This window comes from Buttiauxella massiliensis (assembly GCF_902500225.1).
GTDB classification, from domain to species: domain Bacteria; phylum Pseudomonadota; class Gammaproteobacteria; order Enterobacterales; family Enterobacteriaceae; genus Buttiauxella; species Buttiauxella massiliensis.
This window is the reverse complement of the sequence record NZ_LR722654.1, coordinates 27,785-44,691: the sequence shown is the minus strand read 5'-3', so window position 1 is coordinate 44,691 and position 16,907 is coordinate 27,785. Positions and strand designations below refer to the sequence as shown.

Below are 16,907 nucleotides of genomic sequence, written 5' to 3'. Positions count from 1 at the left end.
GGGGTAACGCAGAATGCGTATTTTTAACCGAGGTAAAAAGAAAATTATGATGCGTATCGGGCTTTTCCTGTTGACCAACCTTGCAGTCATGGTCGTTTTCGGGCTAGTGCTAAGCCTGACGGGGATCCAGTCGAGCAGCGTACAGGGTCTGATGATCATGGCGGTGTTGTTTGGCTTTGGTGGTTCAATCATCTCATTACTGATGTCCAAATGGATGGCATTGCGTTCAGTGGGCGGGGAAGTGATTGAGCAACCGCGCAATGAAACAGAGCGCTGGCTGATGGAAACAGTGCGCCAACAGTCTCAGCAAGCGGGTATCGCCATGCCGCAGGTGGCTATTTACCATGCGCCAGATATTAATGCATTTGCCACTGGTGCACGTCGTAATGCATCGCTTGTTGCTGTTAGCACCGGTCTTCTGCAGAACATGAGCCGTGATGAAGCAGAAGCGGTTATCGCACACGAAATCAGCCATATCGCGAATGGCGACATGGTAACCATGACGCTGATTCAGGGCGTGGTGAACACCTTCGTAATCTTTATTTCTCGTATCATCGCGCAAGTCGCTTCTGGCTTCTTGTCTGGTAATCGGGATGAAGGTGAGAGCAACAACGGCAACCCGTTTGTCTATTTTGCCATTGCGACTGTGCTGGAACTGGTATTTGGTATTCTGGCGAGCATTATCACAATGTGGTTCTCACGTCACCGTGAATTCCATGCTGATGCCGGGTCTGCAAAATTGGTCGGTCGTGAAAAAATGATTGCCGCACTGCAGCGCCTGAAAACCAGCTATGAACCGCAAGAAGCCAGCAGCATGATGGCGTTTTGTATCAATGGTAAGGCGAAGTCTATGAGCGAACTGTTCATGACTCACCCACCTTTGGACAAACGTATTGAAGCACTGCGTAACGGCGAATACCTGAAGTAGTCGTAAAACGTAGTAAAAAAGCGTGCCATCGCTGGCACGCTTTTTTTATGCCTGCGAAGTCGTAGGTTGGGACATGCGTAAACTGCTTACAATGGCGGCGATGGTCGCAAAACTCCCTGCCAGTAAAAGCGATGCATGCGTTCCGTGAATCGCGAAAAGGTTGAACATCAAAGCCACCAGAGCTGCACCGCAACTCTGTCCTAACAATCTAGCCGTGCCTAACATGCCACTGGCACCGCCGCTGCGGTTACGCGGTGCTGAAGAAATGATGGTGTGGTTATTAGGTGACTGGAACAAACCGAAACCAGCGCCGCATAAAAGCATGCGCCAGATGATATCGATATCGGTAGGGTTGTGAGGTAACAAGGCTAAAGCAAATAAACCGAATGCCATAACAACAAGCCCGAGCCCACCCAGCAGCCCTGCATGCACTCGCCCAATCAAATGACCAGCAACCGGTGCCATTATCATTGTTGCAATTGGCCACGGTGTGAGAAGCAGACCCGTTTCGACTTCGCTGCGTCCTAGTGTTGATTGCAGAAAGAAGGGAAGTGAAACCATCGCTAGCATTTGAGCAGCGAAGGAACAAACAGACGTTCCCATAGATAATGAAAATACAGGAATACGTAATAAATCCACGGGTAACAGAGGGAAGGGGAGTTTCAATTGGCGACGAATAAAAAAGAAGCCAATCACAGCTAATGCAACGAGCTCGGAAATGATCAGCCACCCTGACTGCCCTTGGGCAAAACCACTAATTGCCGAGATCAACAGGCCGAACGTCAAGGCATTCATAATCGCACTAGGGATATCGAAGCGTTGTCCCTGCGATTTTTGTTGATTGGGAGGCAGAAAACGAATTGCTAGTAATAGCGCGAGAATACCAATTGGCACATTAATCAAAAACAGCCATTTCCACGACGCGACAGAAAGAATAGCGGCGGCAATAGTTGGCCCGGCAGCTGAGGATACGGCGACAATAAATGAGTTAATCCCCATCCCACGGCCGAGATATTTTTGCGGGTAGATAAGCCTGATAAGAGCAGTATTGACGCTCATTAAGGCGGCACCGCCAAAGCCCTGAAGCACACGAGCAAACGTCAACATGGGCAATGAATTCGACAGCGCACAGAATAGTGATGTCATGCAGAACAGAATTAGCCCGCACTGATATACCCGGCGATAGCCGAAAATATCGCCTAAGAATGACATCGACAGTAACGAAATAATTATCGCGATTTGATAGCTGTTCACTATCCAGATGGATTCTGCCGGACTGGCATTTAGTTCTCGGGCAATAGTTGGAAGTGCTACGTTTGCGATCACGCCATCCAGAACTGCCATTGTGATACCCAACGCAATGGCCAAAATAGCACCATAGCGCTGCGGTATTGGCAGCCCATCAGCAAGGGTTTTATCCATAAGGGAAATTTAACTTCAAGGGTGATTTATTCGAAGAGCAATAATAATAGCACTAAATTTAAGGGATATATCGCAGATTTGTAACGAAATAGAATAGATTTATTGCGATGACATGGTAGTCAACTTATACTAAAAACCAGTTCTGATTTTTATAAAACAAATGCGATCGAGGTGATTTAATGGCTATCGCAGATCTGGATAAACAACCTGATTCTGTCTCTTCTGTCCTGAAAGTTTTTGGCATTTTACAGGCGCTTGGCGAAGAACGCGAAATTGGTATTACTGAATTATCGCAACGTGTAATGATGTCAAAAAGTACCGTCTATCGCTTTTTGCAGACTATGAAATCCCTGGGTTATGTTGCTCAGGAAGGCGAATCTGAAAAATACTCGCTTACCCTAAAGCTGTTTGAGCTGGGTGCGCGTGCATTGCAGAACGTTGATTTGATTCGTAGCGCAGACATTCAAATGCGAGAACTATCGCGTCTGACGAAAGAAACCATCCACTTGGGTGCGTTGGATGAAGACAGTATTGTCTATATCCATAAAATTGACTCTATGTACAACCTGCGCATGTACTCGCGCATAGGTCGTCGTAACCCATTGTACAGCACCGCGATTGGTAAAGTGCTTCTGGCGTGGCGCGATCGCAATGAAGTGCGTGAAATCCTTGCTGATGTGGAATATAACCGCAGCACTGAGCGCACTATCATGAGTACTGACGAATTGTTAGACGTTCTGGATACCGTGCGTGAGCAGGGTTACGGTGAAGATAACCAAGAACAGGAAGAAGGTTTACGCTGCATCGGCGTACCTGTTTTTGACCGATTTGGTGTCGTTATTGCTGGTTTGAGTATTTCATTCCCAATACTTCGTTTTTCTGAAGACAGACTTCATGAATATGTAGCGATGCTTCATGACGCAGCGCGAACTATTTCTGAACAAATGGGTTATCACGAATATCCATTCTGATGAAATAGAAAACGCCGCTATTTAGCGGCGTTTTCTTTATATGTTCCTAGTTTCCTGTATCGATAACTTCATCACTTTTACGCAATACTGGGCAATCGCTAAGTCCGATAATTCCACTACTGGTATGAACAAATTGTGCTGTGGTGACATTTCGAGCAGTTAGGTATTTGCATTGAAGCCCCATACCTGCAGCATTTTCATGACTTCCAATCAAAACTCCATATCCAGAGAGGAGTAAACCGATCCACAAAAGCGCTATTACAATAATAGTGCGGATCACAATACGCATAGGTACCTCTTATTATTAAGTAATTAGACTTCTAAGCGTAGCGGATTGCACTGTAGTAGCAATGTGATGATTCTTAAATAATATACGTGAGAGTTATGTGTCGTTTAGGCTGTCTATGCCAGACTTTACAATAAATAGGAAAGAGGTGGAGAGAGTAGTGAGAAAGTACAGATGGCTTATTCTGATTGCGGTTTTTTTCGTCTGCCTGCTGCTATGGACCCAAATGGTCAACGTAATGTGCGATCAGGATGTACAATTTTTCAGCGGCATTTGTACAATTAATAAATTTATTCCCTGGTAGTGTGTTTTTATCCACATAGTGCTTACCTTAAGACCCGGCAGGTGTAGAATAGCGCGTTTTGCTGAGGTGGTAATATGAACGAATTAAGTGTTGGCGCGTTGAATATCGTGTCCCTGACAGTTTCCCTGGTGGTACTGGTTATCGGCCTCGTAATGTGGTTCTTTGTTAACCGTGCGAGTAGCCGCACCAATGAACAGATTGAGCTTCTTGAAGAGTTGCTGGATCAGCAAAAGCGGCAGACTGCTCTGTTACGACGTTTGTGTGAAGCGAACGAGCCTGAAGTAGCTAAGGAAGAACCAGAAGTAACAAAGGAAGATGACGAAGTGGAAGACGATTTTATTCGTCTGGTCGCTGAGCGTTAATCCGGATAAACCTGTTTGTGTTGCTGTGGAGTGACCATGCGGTGGAAAAATCCTTGGTTTGATCCCCTAAAATCTCATCACCTAATCGACGGTTTTCGTAATCTGGAGTCAAGCTTACGAAAACCGGGTGATGTTGAACGTTGGCGAAAAGAGCGAAAAGCGCAGGGATTGCCCCATCCTCCGAGTAATGGTTATGCCGCTTTCACTGAACGTTGGTGGCAAAAGGCTGAACTCCAGGGTAAGGATGATCGGCTATGGTGGTTAGGGCATGCAACGGTATTGCTGCGTATCAATGGTCTATATTTATTGACCGACCCCGTGTTGTCCCAGCGAGCTTCCCCATTATCGTTTGCAGGTCCTGAGCGTAGGACTCCATCCCCAATTCATATCAATGAATTGCATCAACTTGATGCCGTTTTGATTTCGCATAATCATTACGATCACCTGGACCGTTCCACCATTCTACAGATTGTCCGTTGTTTCCCCGATACTCATTTCTTTGTCCCGTTGGGCTTAAAACATTGGTTTACCCGTCGAGGTATACGCCATGTGACTGAGCTTGACTGGTGGCAGAGCATTACCCTGCAAGGAATGACTTTTACAGCGGTGCCGGCACAGCACTGGAGCATGCGTTCATTCTGGGATCGTAACCGGAGTTTGTGGTGCGGGTGGATTATAGAAAGCAGCCACTTAAGGATATGGTTTAGCGGCGATACGGGCTATACAGCAGGAATTGCTGATATTGCTTTGTTCAGAGGCCCCCTGGATGCGGCATTGATACCAATAGGTGCTTATTCTCCGCGCTGGTTCATGAGTAGCCATCATATGGATCCGCAGCAGGCGGTTACGCTTTGGCAGCAGTTGGGCAGGCCTTTTACGGTTCCTATCCATTGGGGGGTATTTGAACTGGCTGATGAATCACTGGACATGCCACCGCAAGAGCTACTAACCGCACTTGATGATGAAGGCGAGGAAAGCCGACTCTTTTCGCCGTTGTGTATTGGTCAAAGTTCACACTTATTTAAAATTAAGATTTAAACATTATTAAAAAATTTTAAGACGCTATTACGAGCTATCTTTTGGTTACTTTATTACATCGAAAATATAGCGAAACGTTTTATTGCCTCATCATGAAGCAAGGGTTGATTAAACTTTCATTCTTTTGGTGCAATATAATCAGACAACCGCTCAAGGTTTATTCATTTTTCCATTCTCGCTATTTCTGATACCAATTCTATTGTTTTCGTAGCAATGTGAGGTTGTTCATTTTTTGCATAGCTATGCTAAAAAAATCATAAGCATAATGCCGATGATCTCGACTTTTTCGCACTTCACCTGGACGAAAAGATATCTTTGGGCTATGGTAAAAACGTTGTCTGCGGTCGTCATATAAATGCACGGAATCATCTTTGTTTACTGTTAATCTATGCACAAATTGTGCATTTCATTTTCATTACAATATGAGTTTCGGAATTTGTGCGACAGATCGATACACACCGAAAAATGGCTTGCCATTGATTGCGTTGTATGTGATAACACGTTGGGTTAAACGAGGTACAGTTCTGTTTATGTGTGGCATTTTCAGTAAAGAAGTTCTGAGTAAACACGTTGTCGTTGAATACCGCTTCTCTGCCGAGCCTTATATTAGTGCCTCATGCAGTAATGTCTCTGTTTTAGCTAAGTTATGCCTCCGGGCAAAGAAAACAATCTAAGGAATTTTGCAAAATGGCAAAGATTAAAGGTCAAGTTAAGTGGTTCAACGAGTCTAAAGGTTTTGGCTTCATTACTCCTGCTGACGGCAGCAAAGATGTGTTCGTACACTTCTCTGCAATCCAGGGTAACGGCTTCAAAACTCTGGCTGAAGGCCAGAACGTTGAGTTCGAAATCCAGGACGGCCAGAAAGGCCCTGCAGCGGTTAACGTAACTGCTATCTAATTCGTCTGAATTAGACCTGGCGCGAATAACGCCAAATTTTGATGAAAGCCTCGCTCTTGTAGCGGGGCTTTTTCATGTCTGAATGTTGACCATTATTTTTCTATGTGTTTCTGGAAAGCTCTCCCAGTTATGTCTTGTAGCAAAGCAGCGCATCTTGTAGCACTGTTCCTGTCTGGTTAGTTTCCCCATTATGTTTAAATTTTCAATCGCTTAGTTGTCGTTAAGGATTGAATGTGAGAAAAACCGCCCCTGGAATCGTGGGTAACTTTATTCAGTGGCGTTTTGCTCTTCTTTGCATCGCTATCTTTATGTGTCTGGTGTTCTTGCTGGGACGTGTTGCCTGGTTGCAAATCATCTCACCCGAAAATCTGGTTAAGCAGGAAGACATGCGTTCTTTACGTGAAGAACCCATTGTCGTACCTCGTGGAATGATAGAAGACCGCAATGGCAGACCGTTGGCGGTGAGCGTGCCGGTAAAAGCAATCTGGGCTGACCCGAAAACAGTAATGGAAAAAGGTGGCGTGCAAATCAGTAGCCGCTGGCAGGCCCTGGCAACAACCTTACACATGCCACTTAATGAAATTGCTGCACGCATTCGCCGTAATCCAGCCGATCGCTTCATTTACCTCGCCCGCCAACTTGATCCACAGCAAGCGCAATACATCGAGAGCCTGAAACTGCCAGGAATTTCATTACGGGATGAATCACGTCGGTTTTATCCCGCAGGCCATGTTGCAGCAAACTTGCTCGGTTTTACCAACATTGATGATCAAGGTATTGAAGGCATTGAGAAGAGTTTTAATCGCCAGTTGACGGGCAAAGCGGGTGAGAGACTGGTTCGTAAAGACAGGCATGGGCACGTCATAGAAAATATCACGGAAACTGCAGCAAACCCTGCTCACAACCTCATGCTAAGCATTGATGAACGACTGCAAACGGTCACGGAAGACGCACTGAGTAACGCTGTCTCCTGGAATAAAGCTGAGTCAGCCGCAGCAGTTATCCTGGATGTTAATACTGGCGAAGTATTAGCGATGGCGAGTTGTCCGACGTTTAACCCAAATAATCGTGATGGTGCCACGCTGAACGATTTCCGTAATCGGGCAATTAGCGACACTTTCGAGCCAGGTTCAACCGTTAAACCGATGGTAGTCATGACCGCGCTGCAGCAGGGGATTGTTCAACCTGATAGCGTGGTGGACACCCATCCTTATACCATTGATGGTCACCGTATACGCGACGTGGGTTACTACCCGCAACTTACGCTGACAGGAATCCTGCAAAAATCGAGCGACACAGGGGTTTCACGCCTTTCTCTGGCGATGCCAATCCAAAAGTTGTTGGATACCTATAAGAACTTCGGTTTTGGAATGCCAACAGGATTGGGGCTGACAGGGGAGAGCAGTGGCCTGTTACCGCACCGTAAGTTCTGGGGAGAGTTGGATCGCGCCACATTTTCCTTTGGTTATGGTTTGATGGTCACACCTCTGCAACTAGCGCATGTTTACGCCACTATCGGCAGCTATGGCATTACCCGCCCACTTTCTATTACCCGTGTTGATCCGCCTGTAGTTGGGCAAAGGGTGATGTCTGAAACCATTGCCCATCAGGTTGAACATATGATGGAAAGTGTGGCACTGCCTGGCGGAGGCGGGATTAAAGCCGCAGTACGTGGCTATCGAGTTGCCATTAAAACCGGAACGGCCAAGAAAATTGGCGATGATGGCAAATACATCGACAAATACATTGCCTATACCGCAGGTGTCGCTCCTGCGAGTAATCCGCGCTTTGCGCTGGTGGTGGTAATTAACGATCCGGAAAATGGCGCTTACTACGGCGGTGCAGTTTCGGCACCGGTCTTCAGCCAGATAATGAGCGATGTATTGCGTCTGGAGAATATTGAACCTGATGGTTTGCCACAAGGGGATACCAATTTAACGGTGTTAAATAAGGCTGTTGTCGAGGGTCCGGCAGGTTAGTGGCTTTTCGAAGCGGGGCGTAAGCGGTACACTTGCGCCCTTTACGATTGCCTGGAGTTCTTATGTCTTATCTTTGCCCGCTTTGTCATGCACCGCTTGATCCCGAGGGGAAGAGCTTTGTTTGCCCGCAAGGCCACCAATTCGATAAGGCAAAAGAGGGATATGTGAATTTGCTGCCGGTTCAGCATAAGCGTTCAAAAGACCCGGGCGATAGCAGCGAAATGATGCAGGCCCGCAGAACATTCCTTGATGCCGGGCATTATCAGCCGCTGCGCGATGCTATCTGCCTTATTTTAGAACAGGCTGCCCCGGCTACTTTGTTGGATATTGGCTGCGGGGAAGGGTATTACACTGCTGGTTTTGCACAGATTGTCGCAAAACATGGAGGAATGACCTGGGGATTAGATGTTGCAAAAGTAGCGATTCGCTACGGGGCAAAGCGCTATCCGCAGGTGCAGTTCTGTGTGGCATCAAGCCACCGTTTGCCGTTTGATGATAATAGTCTGGATGCCGTGGTGCGTATTTTTGCCCCGTGCAAAGCTGAAGAGCTAGCGCGGGTGGTGAAACCCGGCGGCATCGTCATCACCGCCACGCCGGGCCCACGTCATTTAATGCAGCTGAAAGGTTTAATTTATGACAATGTGGTGCTGCACAGCACCGAGTCCGAGTCTTTACCTGGTTTTATAGCAGAACAGACGCAGCGCATTGGCTGGCCGATGACGTTACAGGGAAATGAAGCGGTTGCGCTATTACAAATGACGCCGTTCGCCTGGCGTGCCCGCCCGGAAGTGTGGCAGGCTTTGACGGCTGAAACGGCATTCGCTTGTGAGACAGATTTTGTCATTCGCGTCTGGCGACGCGAATCATCAGTTTAATGCGCTAAAGTGGCTGTAAAGAATCTGACAACCAATCCCAATTAGCACCACACCGCCGAGGATCTCGGCGCGCTTACCGAGCAGCGGGCCGATAAAGCGGCCCAGCATCATACCCAGCGTGGACATAATCATGGTCGCGCAACCAATAGCCAGTGCGGTTTCGATAATATTAACTTGCAGGAAGGCAAGACCAACACCCACTGCCATAGCATCAAGGCTTGTGGCGATCGCGGTGGTCACTAATAACCAGAAACCATGGCGCTGTAATTTTGGTGCTTCTTCACCATCGTCGCCACGAATTCCCTCATAAACCATGCGGATACCAAGGAACACCAACAGAACAAATGCCACCCAATGGTTCCAGTCGAGAACGACCTGACTTGCCAAAAGCCCAAGGCACCAGCCGATCAACGGGGTGATGGTTTCGATGACGCCAAAGATAAGTCCGGTACGTAACGCTTCGGAAAACTTAGGTTTATGGAGAGAGGCACCTTTCCCGATTGATGCAGCAAAAGCATCCATCGACATGCCAAAAGCGAGAATAATAGTAGCGGAGAGATTCATGCAAATGCCTCAGTTGGGAATATCCATATACACGTCAACCATCCCCAACTTAAATGATGGTTACGTGCCTATGGTCTCGCCTACTCAGTATTTGAGTCGTACATGCCACGTTATAAATCTTGCTTAAACAAGTAACGAGTATGTTGACATGTACATTTTCGCAATCGCGAAAATCGGCTACTCCCCAACGACGGGCGCAACCTTAACATATTCTTTAAAGATAAAACAATAATTGAAGCTATTATTCTCAACGCTTAAATGATAACGATTTTCATTATCTTTAATTGATAATAAAATCGTTAAAATAAGAGCACACTAATTGTGCGAAATAGCAGCGGCTATATTTTAGAGATCGTACAAAAAATATAGGAATATAGACTTTGCTATGTTGTTAACCTATTGAGTCACAACCATTAACTTATAAATCTTCTCAAGGTCATCAATGTTTTTCACCCGGATGAGCAAGCGGCGTTGTTCTAATTGCAACACCAGAACACCATCCTCAGATAAATTCATTTCTTTAATTCGGGAATATAAAACCCATACATTTGCGAAGAAGAAACCTTCTGTTTTAAACAGTAATTTAGGTTGTCTAATCCACGAAATATAAATAGCAATGAGTGCCAGCGCAGATAATAACCAGGTGGTGACCGGAGCGCCGCCAGAGGTGACGTTGTTGTAGATGAGGATAGCAACCAACCCGAAGAAAATGGTTGCGTCGATACGGTTGCGCCGCAGAAGGGGAACTTTTAGCAGGGTTTTGCCTTTGAGCTTATCCATGATGAACTCATCGTAAACCGCCCAGGCAAGCAACAGCACAATAAATACCAGCAGAACTACATCCGTCAAAGTCATAACACTACCTTCACTCTAAACAATAAAAAACCGGGGCAAGGGCCCCGGTTCGTATCCCAAACTAATTACAGACCTAGCAGGCCGATAGCATAACCGACAATACCAATAACGAAGAAGCCCATGATGATCCACAGCGCGTTGACTTTCTTACGCAGCAGCCACATACAAGCAAACGTTAACAGCAGTGGCACAAGACCCGGCATCAACTGATCAAGAATAGTTTGAACAGTGGTCACTTTCACAGCGCCAGTCTGGTCGGTAATCTTCGACACGACTAGCGGTATATTAACGTGTGTCCACTTGTTAACCAGCGCCCCCATGACAAACAGGCCGAGAATTGACGCCCCCTCAGTCAGTTTTTGCAGGAAGCCGCCGCCCATATCCTTAACGATATCGATCCCTTTACGGTAACCGTAAGCGACACCGTAATAACGAGTCAGCAAACGCACAGCGTTAAACAAGATGAAGAACAACAGTGGGCCAAGCAGGCTACCGCTCATTGCGATACCAGCACCAAGTGCTGCAAATACTGGACGTACGGTACCCCAGAAGATAGGGTCGCCTACACCAGCCAGCGGCCCCATCAAACCAACTTTGATACCGTTAATGGCACCATCGTCAATCTCTGCACCGTTTGCACGCTGTTCTTCCATCGCCAGCGTAACGCCCAATACAGGAGCCGCAACGTATGGATGGGTGTTAAAGAATTCCAGGTGACGCTTAATTGCTTGTTTACGAGCATCGTTATTTTCAGGATACAGGCGTTTAATTGCCGGAATCATTGAGAAGCAGAAGCCCAACGCTTGCATACGTTCGAAGTTCCAGGAACCCTGGAAGAGGTTTGAACGCAGGAACACGCCACGAATATCACCTGGGGTGAGTTTCTTCTCGGTAGTCGTTGTTTTGGTGGTATCAACCATTTCGCTCACCTATTAATCTAATTCGTTATCGAGATCGTTAGCACCGGCAGCAGGTGCTGGAGCACCGGCAGAACGGTTGTATTTCGGGCTCAACTGGATGTACAAAATTGCCATCACAGCACCAATCACACCCAGTGCTACCAGGTTGAAGTTGGTGAAAGCCGCGGTAACGAAGCCCAGATAGAAGAATGGCATCAGGTAGCCTGCGCGCATCATGTTGATGACCATCGCATAACCCACAACAACAATCATGCCACCGGCGATGTTCAGACCGCTGGTTACCACTTCAGGAATGGCATTCAGCAGGTTCTGTACTTCACTAGTGCCGACGGAAACTGCGACGATAACGGCAGGGATTGCGATACGCATTGCTTGCAAGAACAGGGAAGAAACGTGAATCCAGGAGAGCGCCGATAGGTTGCCACTTTCGGCGGCCTTATCTGCTGCGTGCTGGAAGCCCACTGTAATAGTACGAACGATAATGGTCAGTACCTGGCCTGCTGCTGCCAGTGGAATGGCCAGAGCGATACCAGAACCGATGCCCTGATGCCCGGCTATAACCAGTATGGTTGAAATAATTGACGCAAGTGCTGCATCGGGAGCAACTGCCGCACCAATGTTCATCCAACCCAGCGCGATCATTTCAAGCGTACCACCGATAATAATACCGGTTTTCATATCACCGAGTACCAGACCGATTAAGGTACAGGCGACCAGCGGACGGTGGAACTGAAATTCATCGAGCACCGACTCCATACCGGCAATACAGGCTACGACAAACACCAGCACAATCTGAAGAGTGGTAATCTCCATTGTACTTCTCCTTAAACGTATGACTTATGTGTGAAAACTGAGCAAAACGTAGAATTAAGCAAATCACATCAGTAATTAGCTTTTCACCTTCGCGATCAGATCCATCATTTTCAATTTTTGATCGGTTGAAACTTTACGGGCTTCGAGCTCAATGCCGCGCTCGTTAAGTTTCTTGAAGGCTTCAATATCTTTTTCATCGACAGAGATCGCGTTGTTAACCTGGGTTTTACCCTGGCGGAACGCCATACCACCGATATTGACTGACTTAATGTCTACTCCACCTTCCACGACGCGTTCAACATCGGTTGGGTTGGTGAACAGCAGCATCACACGGTCGCCTGCATATTTCGGGTTATTCCACACGCGAATCATTTTAGCGACGTCAACGACGTGAGCTGTCACACCCGGAGGAGCAACTTGCGTCAACAGTGTTTTACGCACGGTATCGGCTGCTACTTCATCGCTGACAACAATAATGCGTGTGACGTTAGTTTCTTTGGTCCAGCGGGTTGCAACCTGGCCATGAATTAAACGGTCATCTATACGTGCCAGACCGATATTCATGTAGTCCTTCGGACCCATTGGCTTGAGCGGTGCTGCGGCTTTAGGTGCAGCAACAGGCGCAACAGGTACAGCCTTTTCAACAGGTTTAGCTTTCAGGGCTTTAACCCCTTCACGACCTGTTTCAACAGCGATTGCCACTAACTCATCAAAGGAAGGGTTATCATCACGAGCCATCAGGGTTTCAACCAGCATCGGAATATTGACCCCGGCGACGACCTCGTAATGCTCTTTATCGACGACAATACGGCTGGCTGCATTAAACGGGCTACCACCCCAAGTATCGACAAGAAACAGCACACCTTTGTCGGTGTTCAGGTTTGCCAGTTGAGCGTTATATTTTTCAATAAGAGTTTCGGCGTTTTCACCGGGAACGAAATCTATCCAGCCAACGTTTTCTTGTTCGCCCAATAGCATTTCTGCGGTTTTCAGCAATTGTTCTGCTGCCCAGCCATGCGTGCCTATGACAATAGCAATAGTCACTTGCTACCTCCTGTGTTGGTATAGCCACACCCTTAAAAGGTGTTTTGTAGATTATCCGTTTCTCAAGCGAATCGATTCAGATAACGGTATGAGTAAAGATGTGTAACTTAAGACCGATTTATTTTAGTCAGTGAAAAAAATATTTTATGTGATGAAGATCCGTAATTTAGGTTTGCTAACAACTTAATGATTCGCCGGGCAAATAATGAACGAGGTCAATGACAGTAAAATTGCAAAATCAGGTAAATCTTTGCAAAAGGGTATTTTGCTCTGATATTGTTTGCATCTCGTTTAATTGCTTAGGAGTAAAGGGCAGTAGCCCACCGTATGGACCGTCATCGACGTCTTTTCAATTTCAGGTCTGAAAACTCAGTCCTTCACATTGGCGTTTCACGCCCCGTTAATACCTCAATTTGCCTCTTTGCGTCCGCCTTGCGCGCGATGCCGATGAGTTATTCCCAAAGCAGGAGCTTGTCATGGAACTCTTAATGGATCCCCAAATATGGGTGGGTTTACTGACGCTGATTGTGCTGGAAATAGTGCTGGGTATTGATAACCTGGTCTTTATTGCCATCCTTGCGGACAAACTTCCACCAAAACAACGAGATAAAGCCAGACTTATCGGTTTATCCTTGGCTTTGGTGATGCGACTGGGCTTATTGTCGTTAATTTCATGGATGGTGACGCTAACGCAACCGCTGTTCAGTGTTGGCGAAATGACGTTCTCCGGGCGCGATCTCATTATGCTATTTGGTGGCCTGTTCTTGTTGTTTAAGGCAACGACGGAGCTACATGAGCGGCTGGAAAACCGCCAGCATGATGATGGGCATGGCAAAGGTTACGCCAGTTTCTGGGTTGTGGTTTTACAGATTGTTATACTGGATGCGGTGTTTTCACTGGATGCGGTTATTACCGCGGTGGGCATGGTAAATCACCTGCCAGTGATGATGGCGGCAGTAGTTATCGCGATGGGTGTGATGTTGTTGGCGTCCAAACCGTTAACGAATTTTGTTAACCAACACCCTACGGTCGTCGTGCTGTGCCTGAGCTTCTTGTTAATGATTGGTCTGAGCCTGGTAGCAGAAGGTTTCGGTTTCCATATTCCGAAAGGTTACCTGTATGCGGCAATTGGTTTCTCGATAATCATCGAGTTTTTCAACCAGATTGCGCGCCGTAACTTTATTCGCCATCAGTCAAATGTGCCGTTACGTGCCCGTACGGCTGATGCGATTTTGCGTTTGATGAATGGCAAACGCCAACAGCGTTCGTCAAATGAAGACAACAAAACCATCACGCCAATTGAAGCAGAATCTTTTGCTGAAGAAGAGCGTTACATGATTAACGGTGTGCTGACTTTGGCATCTCGTTCGCTACGCAGCATTATGACGCCGCGTGGTGAAATATCATGGGTTGATGCCGATAAAACCACCGCTGAAATTCGTGAGCAGTTACTGGAGTCACCGCACAGCTTGTTCCCGGTTTGTCATGGGGAACTTGATGAAATCATCGGCATCGTGCGTGCCAAAGAGTTGCTGGTAGCGCTGGAAAACGGTGGTGATGTGGTTTCTATTGCTGCACGTTCACCTGCAATTGTGGTTCCGGAAACGCTGGACCCGATTAACTTGCTGGGTGTGCTTCGTCGTGCTCGCGGTAGTTTCGTTATCGTTAATAACGAGTTTGGTGTGGTTCAAGGCCTGGTAACACCGCTGGATGTTCTGGAAGCTATCGCCGGTGAATTCCCTGATGCCGACGAAACACCCGAAATCGTGCGTGATGGCGATGGTTGGTTAGTTAAAGGTTCAACCGACCTGCATGCGATTCAGCAGCATCTTGATATCAACAATCTGGTGAATGATGAGGAAGACATTGCCTCTATCGCCGGTTTGGTTATCGCGGTGAATGGCCAAATCCCTAAAGTGGGCGATGTTATTGAACTGGCTCCGCTACGCATCCAGATTGTGAAGGCCAACGATTACCGTGTGGACTTGGTTCGTGTGGTAAAAGAACGCTCTGAACATGAAGACGAAGAAGAGTAAATTAGCGTAGCGGGATAATGGGAATAACGTGACCATTCCTGCGTGGGGGCGGCGTGCTGCTCCCCAGCCAGCGCGGAAACTCTTTCAAAGGCATTGGCCGCGCATACAAAAATCCTTGTAGTACATTTACGCCGTGGTTACGCAGATACTCTGCTTGCTGCGGCGTTTCAACACCTTCCGCAACTAAACCAATTTCTAACCGCTGCGCCAGCGCAATAATAATGTCAGTTACTGTCGAATTGACCGCGTCGGTCCCAATCGCTGCAGTAAACGACTTATCGATTTTCAGCACGTCTGGATTTAATGTTTCGAGATAAGCCAGTGAACTTTGACCTGTACCGAAATCATCTATAGCCAAATCGACTCCCATGCGATGTAAATCGCGTATCACCCGAAGATCGACATCTGGTAAGGCATCACGCTCCGTAAGCTCAAGGGTCAGTTTCTGTATAGGGTGGACTGGGAACCAGTAGTGGCGCAAATCTTCGATAATCTCGCCATTATGGAAATGACTTGCCGCGATGTTGATCCCGATATTGAAATCAGGGGCTTTCGGAAAGATATCAAGATTACGTACTGTTTCTGAAAGTACAAATCGTGTTAGTGGTGCTATCAAATTTTGCTGTTCAGCAAGTGGGATAAATACATCAGGTGAAATCCAGCCCTGGCGGGGATTATTCCACCGCAAAAGTAACTCCACGCCAACACATTGAAGATTACGTGAGCTGACTAGCGGCTGGCAAAAAACTTCGAACTCATGTAAGGCAAGCCCAAGATTAATCTCCCAGGAAAAGCTCATTCGGTTCGCGGTGGCAAGCCACGTTATATAGCCAATCAACATGCTTAAGATCAGTGCCAGCGGCAGTTGCGTTGGCATATTTTGTAATGCCAACTGACTGGAGGATGGGCCAATAATAGTGACGGAAAAAGGAAATATATCGGATTCCAGTTCATGGCTGACTTGCCCGTCGTCAACGGTAATTCGGGGCAGTAACCCTTTCCCATATTCATAATGCGAACCGGCGACATTTAACATCGCACGGGAGACCCAGGGGCGTCTGGGTTCAAGCATAAATCCCGATAGCAACTCAATATTAATAATTTGCATAACACCTTCATGCTGACTATTGCGCAGAGGATGCCAGGATAGAAGAATCGGCGTGCCTTTAAGTAACGTATGGTCTATCGAGAGGAATAAGAGTGGTAATGATGATGGCAAGCGGGGTTGCACCAGATCAATGGGTATTGAGCGTGGGCCAAAAATACTTGAGCAATAAAAGATATCATCCTTAATTAGGCCAATATCGCGTACTGTTTGCATACGCGCCACTAATTCCCGCATCCTCAGTTGCGCGGCTTCACATGATAACCCTATTAGCTGCATCGCATCTTTGCTTGCTAAATCAAGCGGTATCAGAACGTTTTCAAGTGAACTGACAGCTCGTTGGTTAAATGCGTGCATACGTTGTTCATTCGAATCACGATCGGCAATGTAGCGCGCACTGAGTGTCAGCAGCAGCACTAATACGGCTAACGCAACGCAGACAATCAATCGTCTGCGGCGATAATCTCTTAATATGTGTTGTGCCGTCTGCATCCGCGACCACCTTGTT

18 protein-coding genes and 1 riboswitch are annotated in these 16,907 nt (G+C 47.1%); of the genes, 10 read left to right on the top strand and 8 right to left on the bottom strand.

The annotated features are described in order from the left end of the window. Positions 1–46: 46 nt before the first annotated feature. On the top strand, positions 47–928 hold the full coding sequence (gene htpX, locus GC128_RS12430; protein WP_034457026.1) for a protease HtpX: 882 nt from the start codon (positions 47–49) through the stop codon (positions 926–928). A gap of 45 nt (positions 929–973) precedes the next feature. On the opposite strand, the gene GC128_RS12425 is transcribed toward htpX, so the two are convergent. Beyond that, positions 974–2,350, bottom strand: a complete 1,377-nt coding sequence (locus tag GC128_RS12425) for an MFS transporter (RefSeq protein ID WP_151994562.1) — start codon at positions 2,348–2,350, stop codon at positions 974–976. A 179-nt stretch (positions 2,351–2,529) separates the two neighbouring features. Between GC128_RS12425 and kdgR the strand changes: the two genes are divergently transcribed. After that, positions 2,530–3,321: a DNA-binding transcriptional regulator KdgR gene (kdgR, locus tag GC128_RS12420; protein WP_151994561.1), complete on the top strand. Its 792-nt coding sequence runs from the start codon at positions 2,530–2,532 to the stop codon at positions 3,319–3,321. Positions 3,322–3,367: 46 nt separating this feature from the next. On the opposite strand, the gene GC128_RS12415 is transcribed toward kdgR, so the two are convergent. Then, positions 3,368–3,610 (bottom strand): YobH family protein, encoded by a 243-nt coding sequence (locus tag GC128_RS12415; protein WP_034455179.1) that lies wholly within the window; start codon positions 3,608–3,610, stop codon positions 3,368–3,370. 157 nt (positions 3,611–3,767) lie between these two features. On the opposite strand from GC128_RS12415, the gene mgrB reads away from it, so the two are divergent. From mgrB to rlmA, 7 genes are all read left to right on the top strand, one after another. After that, entirely contained in the window at positions 3,768–3,911 is a 144-nt protein-coding gene (mgrB, locus tag GC128_RS12410) for a PhoP/PhoQ regulator MgrB (RefSeq protein WP_072009397.1), read from the top strand. 74 nt (positions 3,912–3,985) lie between these two features. Beyond that, positions 3,986–4,273: a YebO family protein gene (locus GC128_RS12405; protein WP_151994560.1), complete on the top strand. Its 288-nt coding sequence runs from the start codon at positions 3,986–3,988 to the stop codon at positions 4,271–4,273. Between the two features lie 36 nt (positions 4,274–4,309). After that, on the top strand, positions 4,310–5,311 hold the full coding sequence (locus tag GC128_RS12400; protein ID WP_151994559.1) for an MBL fold metallo-hydrolase: 1,002 nt from the start codon (positions 4,310–4,312) through the stop codon (positions 5,309–5,311). 530 nt (positions 5,312–5,841) lie between these two features. Further along, positions 5,842–5,985 carry a DUF2627 domain-containing protein gene (locus GC128_RS12395; protein WP_072009398.1) on the top strand — a complete coding sequence of 48 codons (144 nt, stop codon included), beginning with the start codon at positions 5,842–5,844 and terminating at the stop codon, positions 5,983–5,985. Positions 5,986–5,998: 13 nt separating this feature from the next. After that, positions 5,999–6,208 (top strand): transcription antiterminator/RNA stability regulator CspE, encoded by a 210-nt coding sequence (gene cspE, locus GC128_RS12390; RefSeq protein WP_001062678.1) that lies wholly within the window; start codon positions 5,999–6,001, stop codon positions 6,206–6,208. Between the two features lie 233 nt (positions 6,209–6,441). Further along, a complete protein-coding gene (gene ftsI, locus GC128_RS12385) occupies positions 6,442–8,187 on the top strand; it encodes a peptidoglycan glycosyltransferase FtsI (RefSeq protein WP_151994558.1) in 1,746 nt (581 codons plus the stop codon). Between the two features lie 62 nt (positions 8,188–8,249). Next, positions 8,250–9,062, top strand: a complete 813-nt coding sequence (gene rlmA, locus GC128_RS12380; protein ID WP_151994557.1) for a 23S rRNA (guanine(745)-N(1))-methyltransferase — start codon at positions 8,250–8,252, stop codon at positions 9,060–9,062. Here rlmA and mntP read toward each other — a convergent pair. From mntP to manX, 5 genes are all read right to left on the bottom strand, one after another. Continuing rightward, positions 9,054–9,626, bottom strand: a complete 573-nt coding sequence (gene mntP, locus GC128_RS12375) for a manganese efflux pump MntP (RefSeq protein ID WP_151994556.1) — start codon at positions 9,624–9,626, stop codon at positions 9,054–9,056. The genes rlmA and mntP overlap by 9 nt on opposite strands. 10 nt (positions 9,627–9,636) lie before the next feature. Further along, positions 9,637–9,824: riboswitch (yybP-ykoY riboswitch) on the bottom strand. 198 nt (positions 9,825–10,022) lie between these two features. Next, complete coding sequence (locus tag GC128_RS12370; RefSeq protein ID WP_151994555.1) at positions 10,023–10,481, bottom strand: DUF986 family protein; 459 nt, start codon at positions 10,479–10,481, stop codon at positions 10,023–10,025. A gap of 65 nt (positions 10,482–10,546) precedes the next feature. Then, positions 10,547–11,401, bottom strand: a complete 855-nt coding sequence (locus tag GC128_RS12365; protein ID WP_034495941.1) for a PTS mannose transporter subunit IID — start codon at positions 11,399–11,401, stop codon at positions 10,547–10,549. A gap of 12 nt (positions 11,402–11,413) precedes the next feature. After that, on the bottom strand, positions 11,414–12,214 hold the full coding sequence (locus tag GC128_RS12360; protein ID WP_151994554.1) for a PTS mannose/fructose/sorbose transporter subunit IIC: 801 nt from the start codon (positions 12,212–12,214) through the stop codon (positions 11,414–11,416). A gap of 75 nt (positions 12,215–12,289) precedes the next feature. Then, positions 12,290–13,258, bottom strand: coding sequence for a PTS mannose transporter subunit IIAB (gene manX, locus GC128_RS12355; RefSeq protein WP_064511860.1), 969 nt, complete (start codon positions 13,256–13,258; stop codon positions 12,290–12,292). A 476-nt stretch (positions 13,259–13,734) separates the two neighbouring features. Between manX and yoaE the strand changes: the two genes are divergently transcribed. Further along, positions 13,735–15,294 (top strand): CNNM family cation transport protein YoaE, encoded by a 1,560-nt coding sequence (gene yoaE, locus GC128_RS12350; protein WP_064511859.1) that lies wholly within the window; start codon positions 13,735–13,737, stop codon positions 15,292–15,294. A 1-nt stretch (position 15,295) separates the two neighbouring features. Here the strand turns inward: yoaE and GC128_RS12345 are convergent, their stop codons facing one another. Continuing rightward, entirely contained in the window at positions 15,296–16,891 is a 1,596-nt protein-coding gene (locus tag GC128_RS12345) for an EAL domain-containing protein (RefSeq protein ID WP_151994553.1), read from the bottom strand. Positions 16,892–16,907 lie beyond the last annotated feature (16 nt).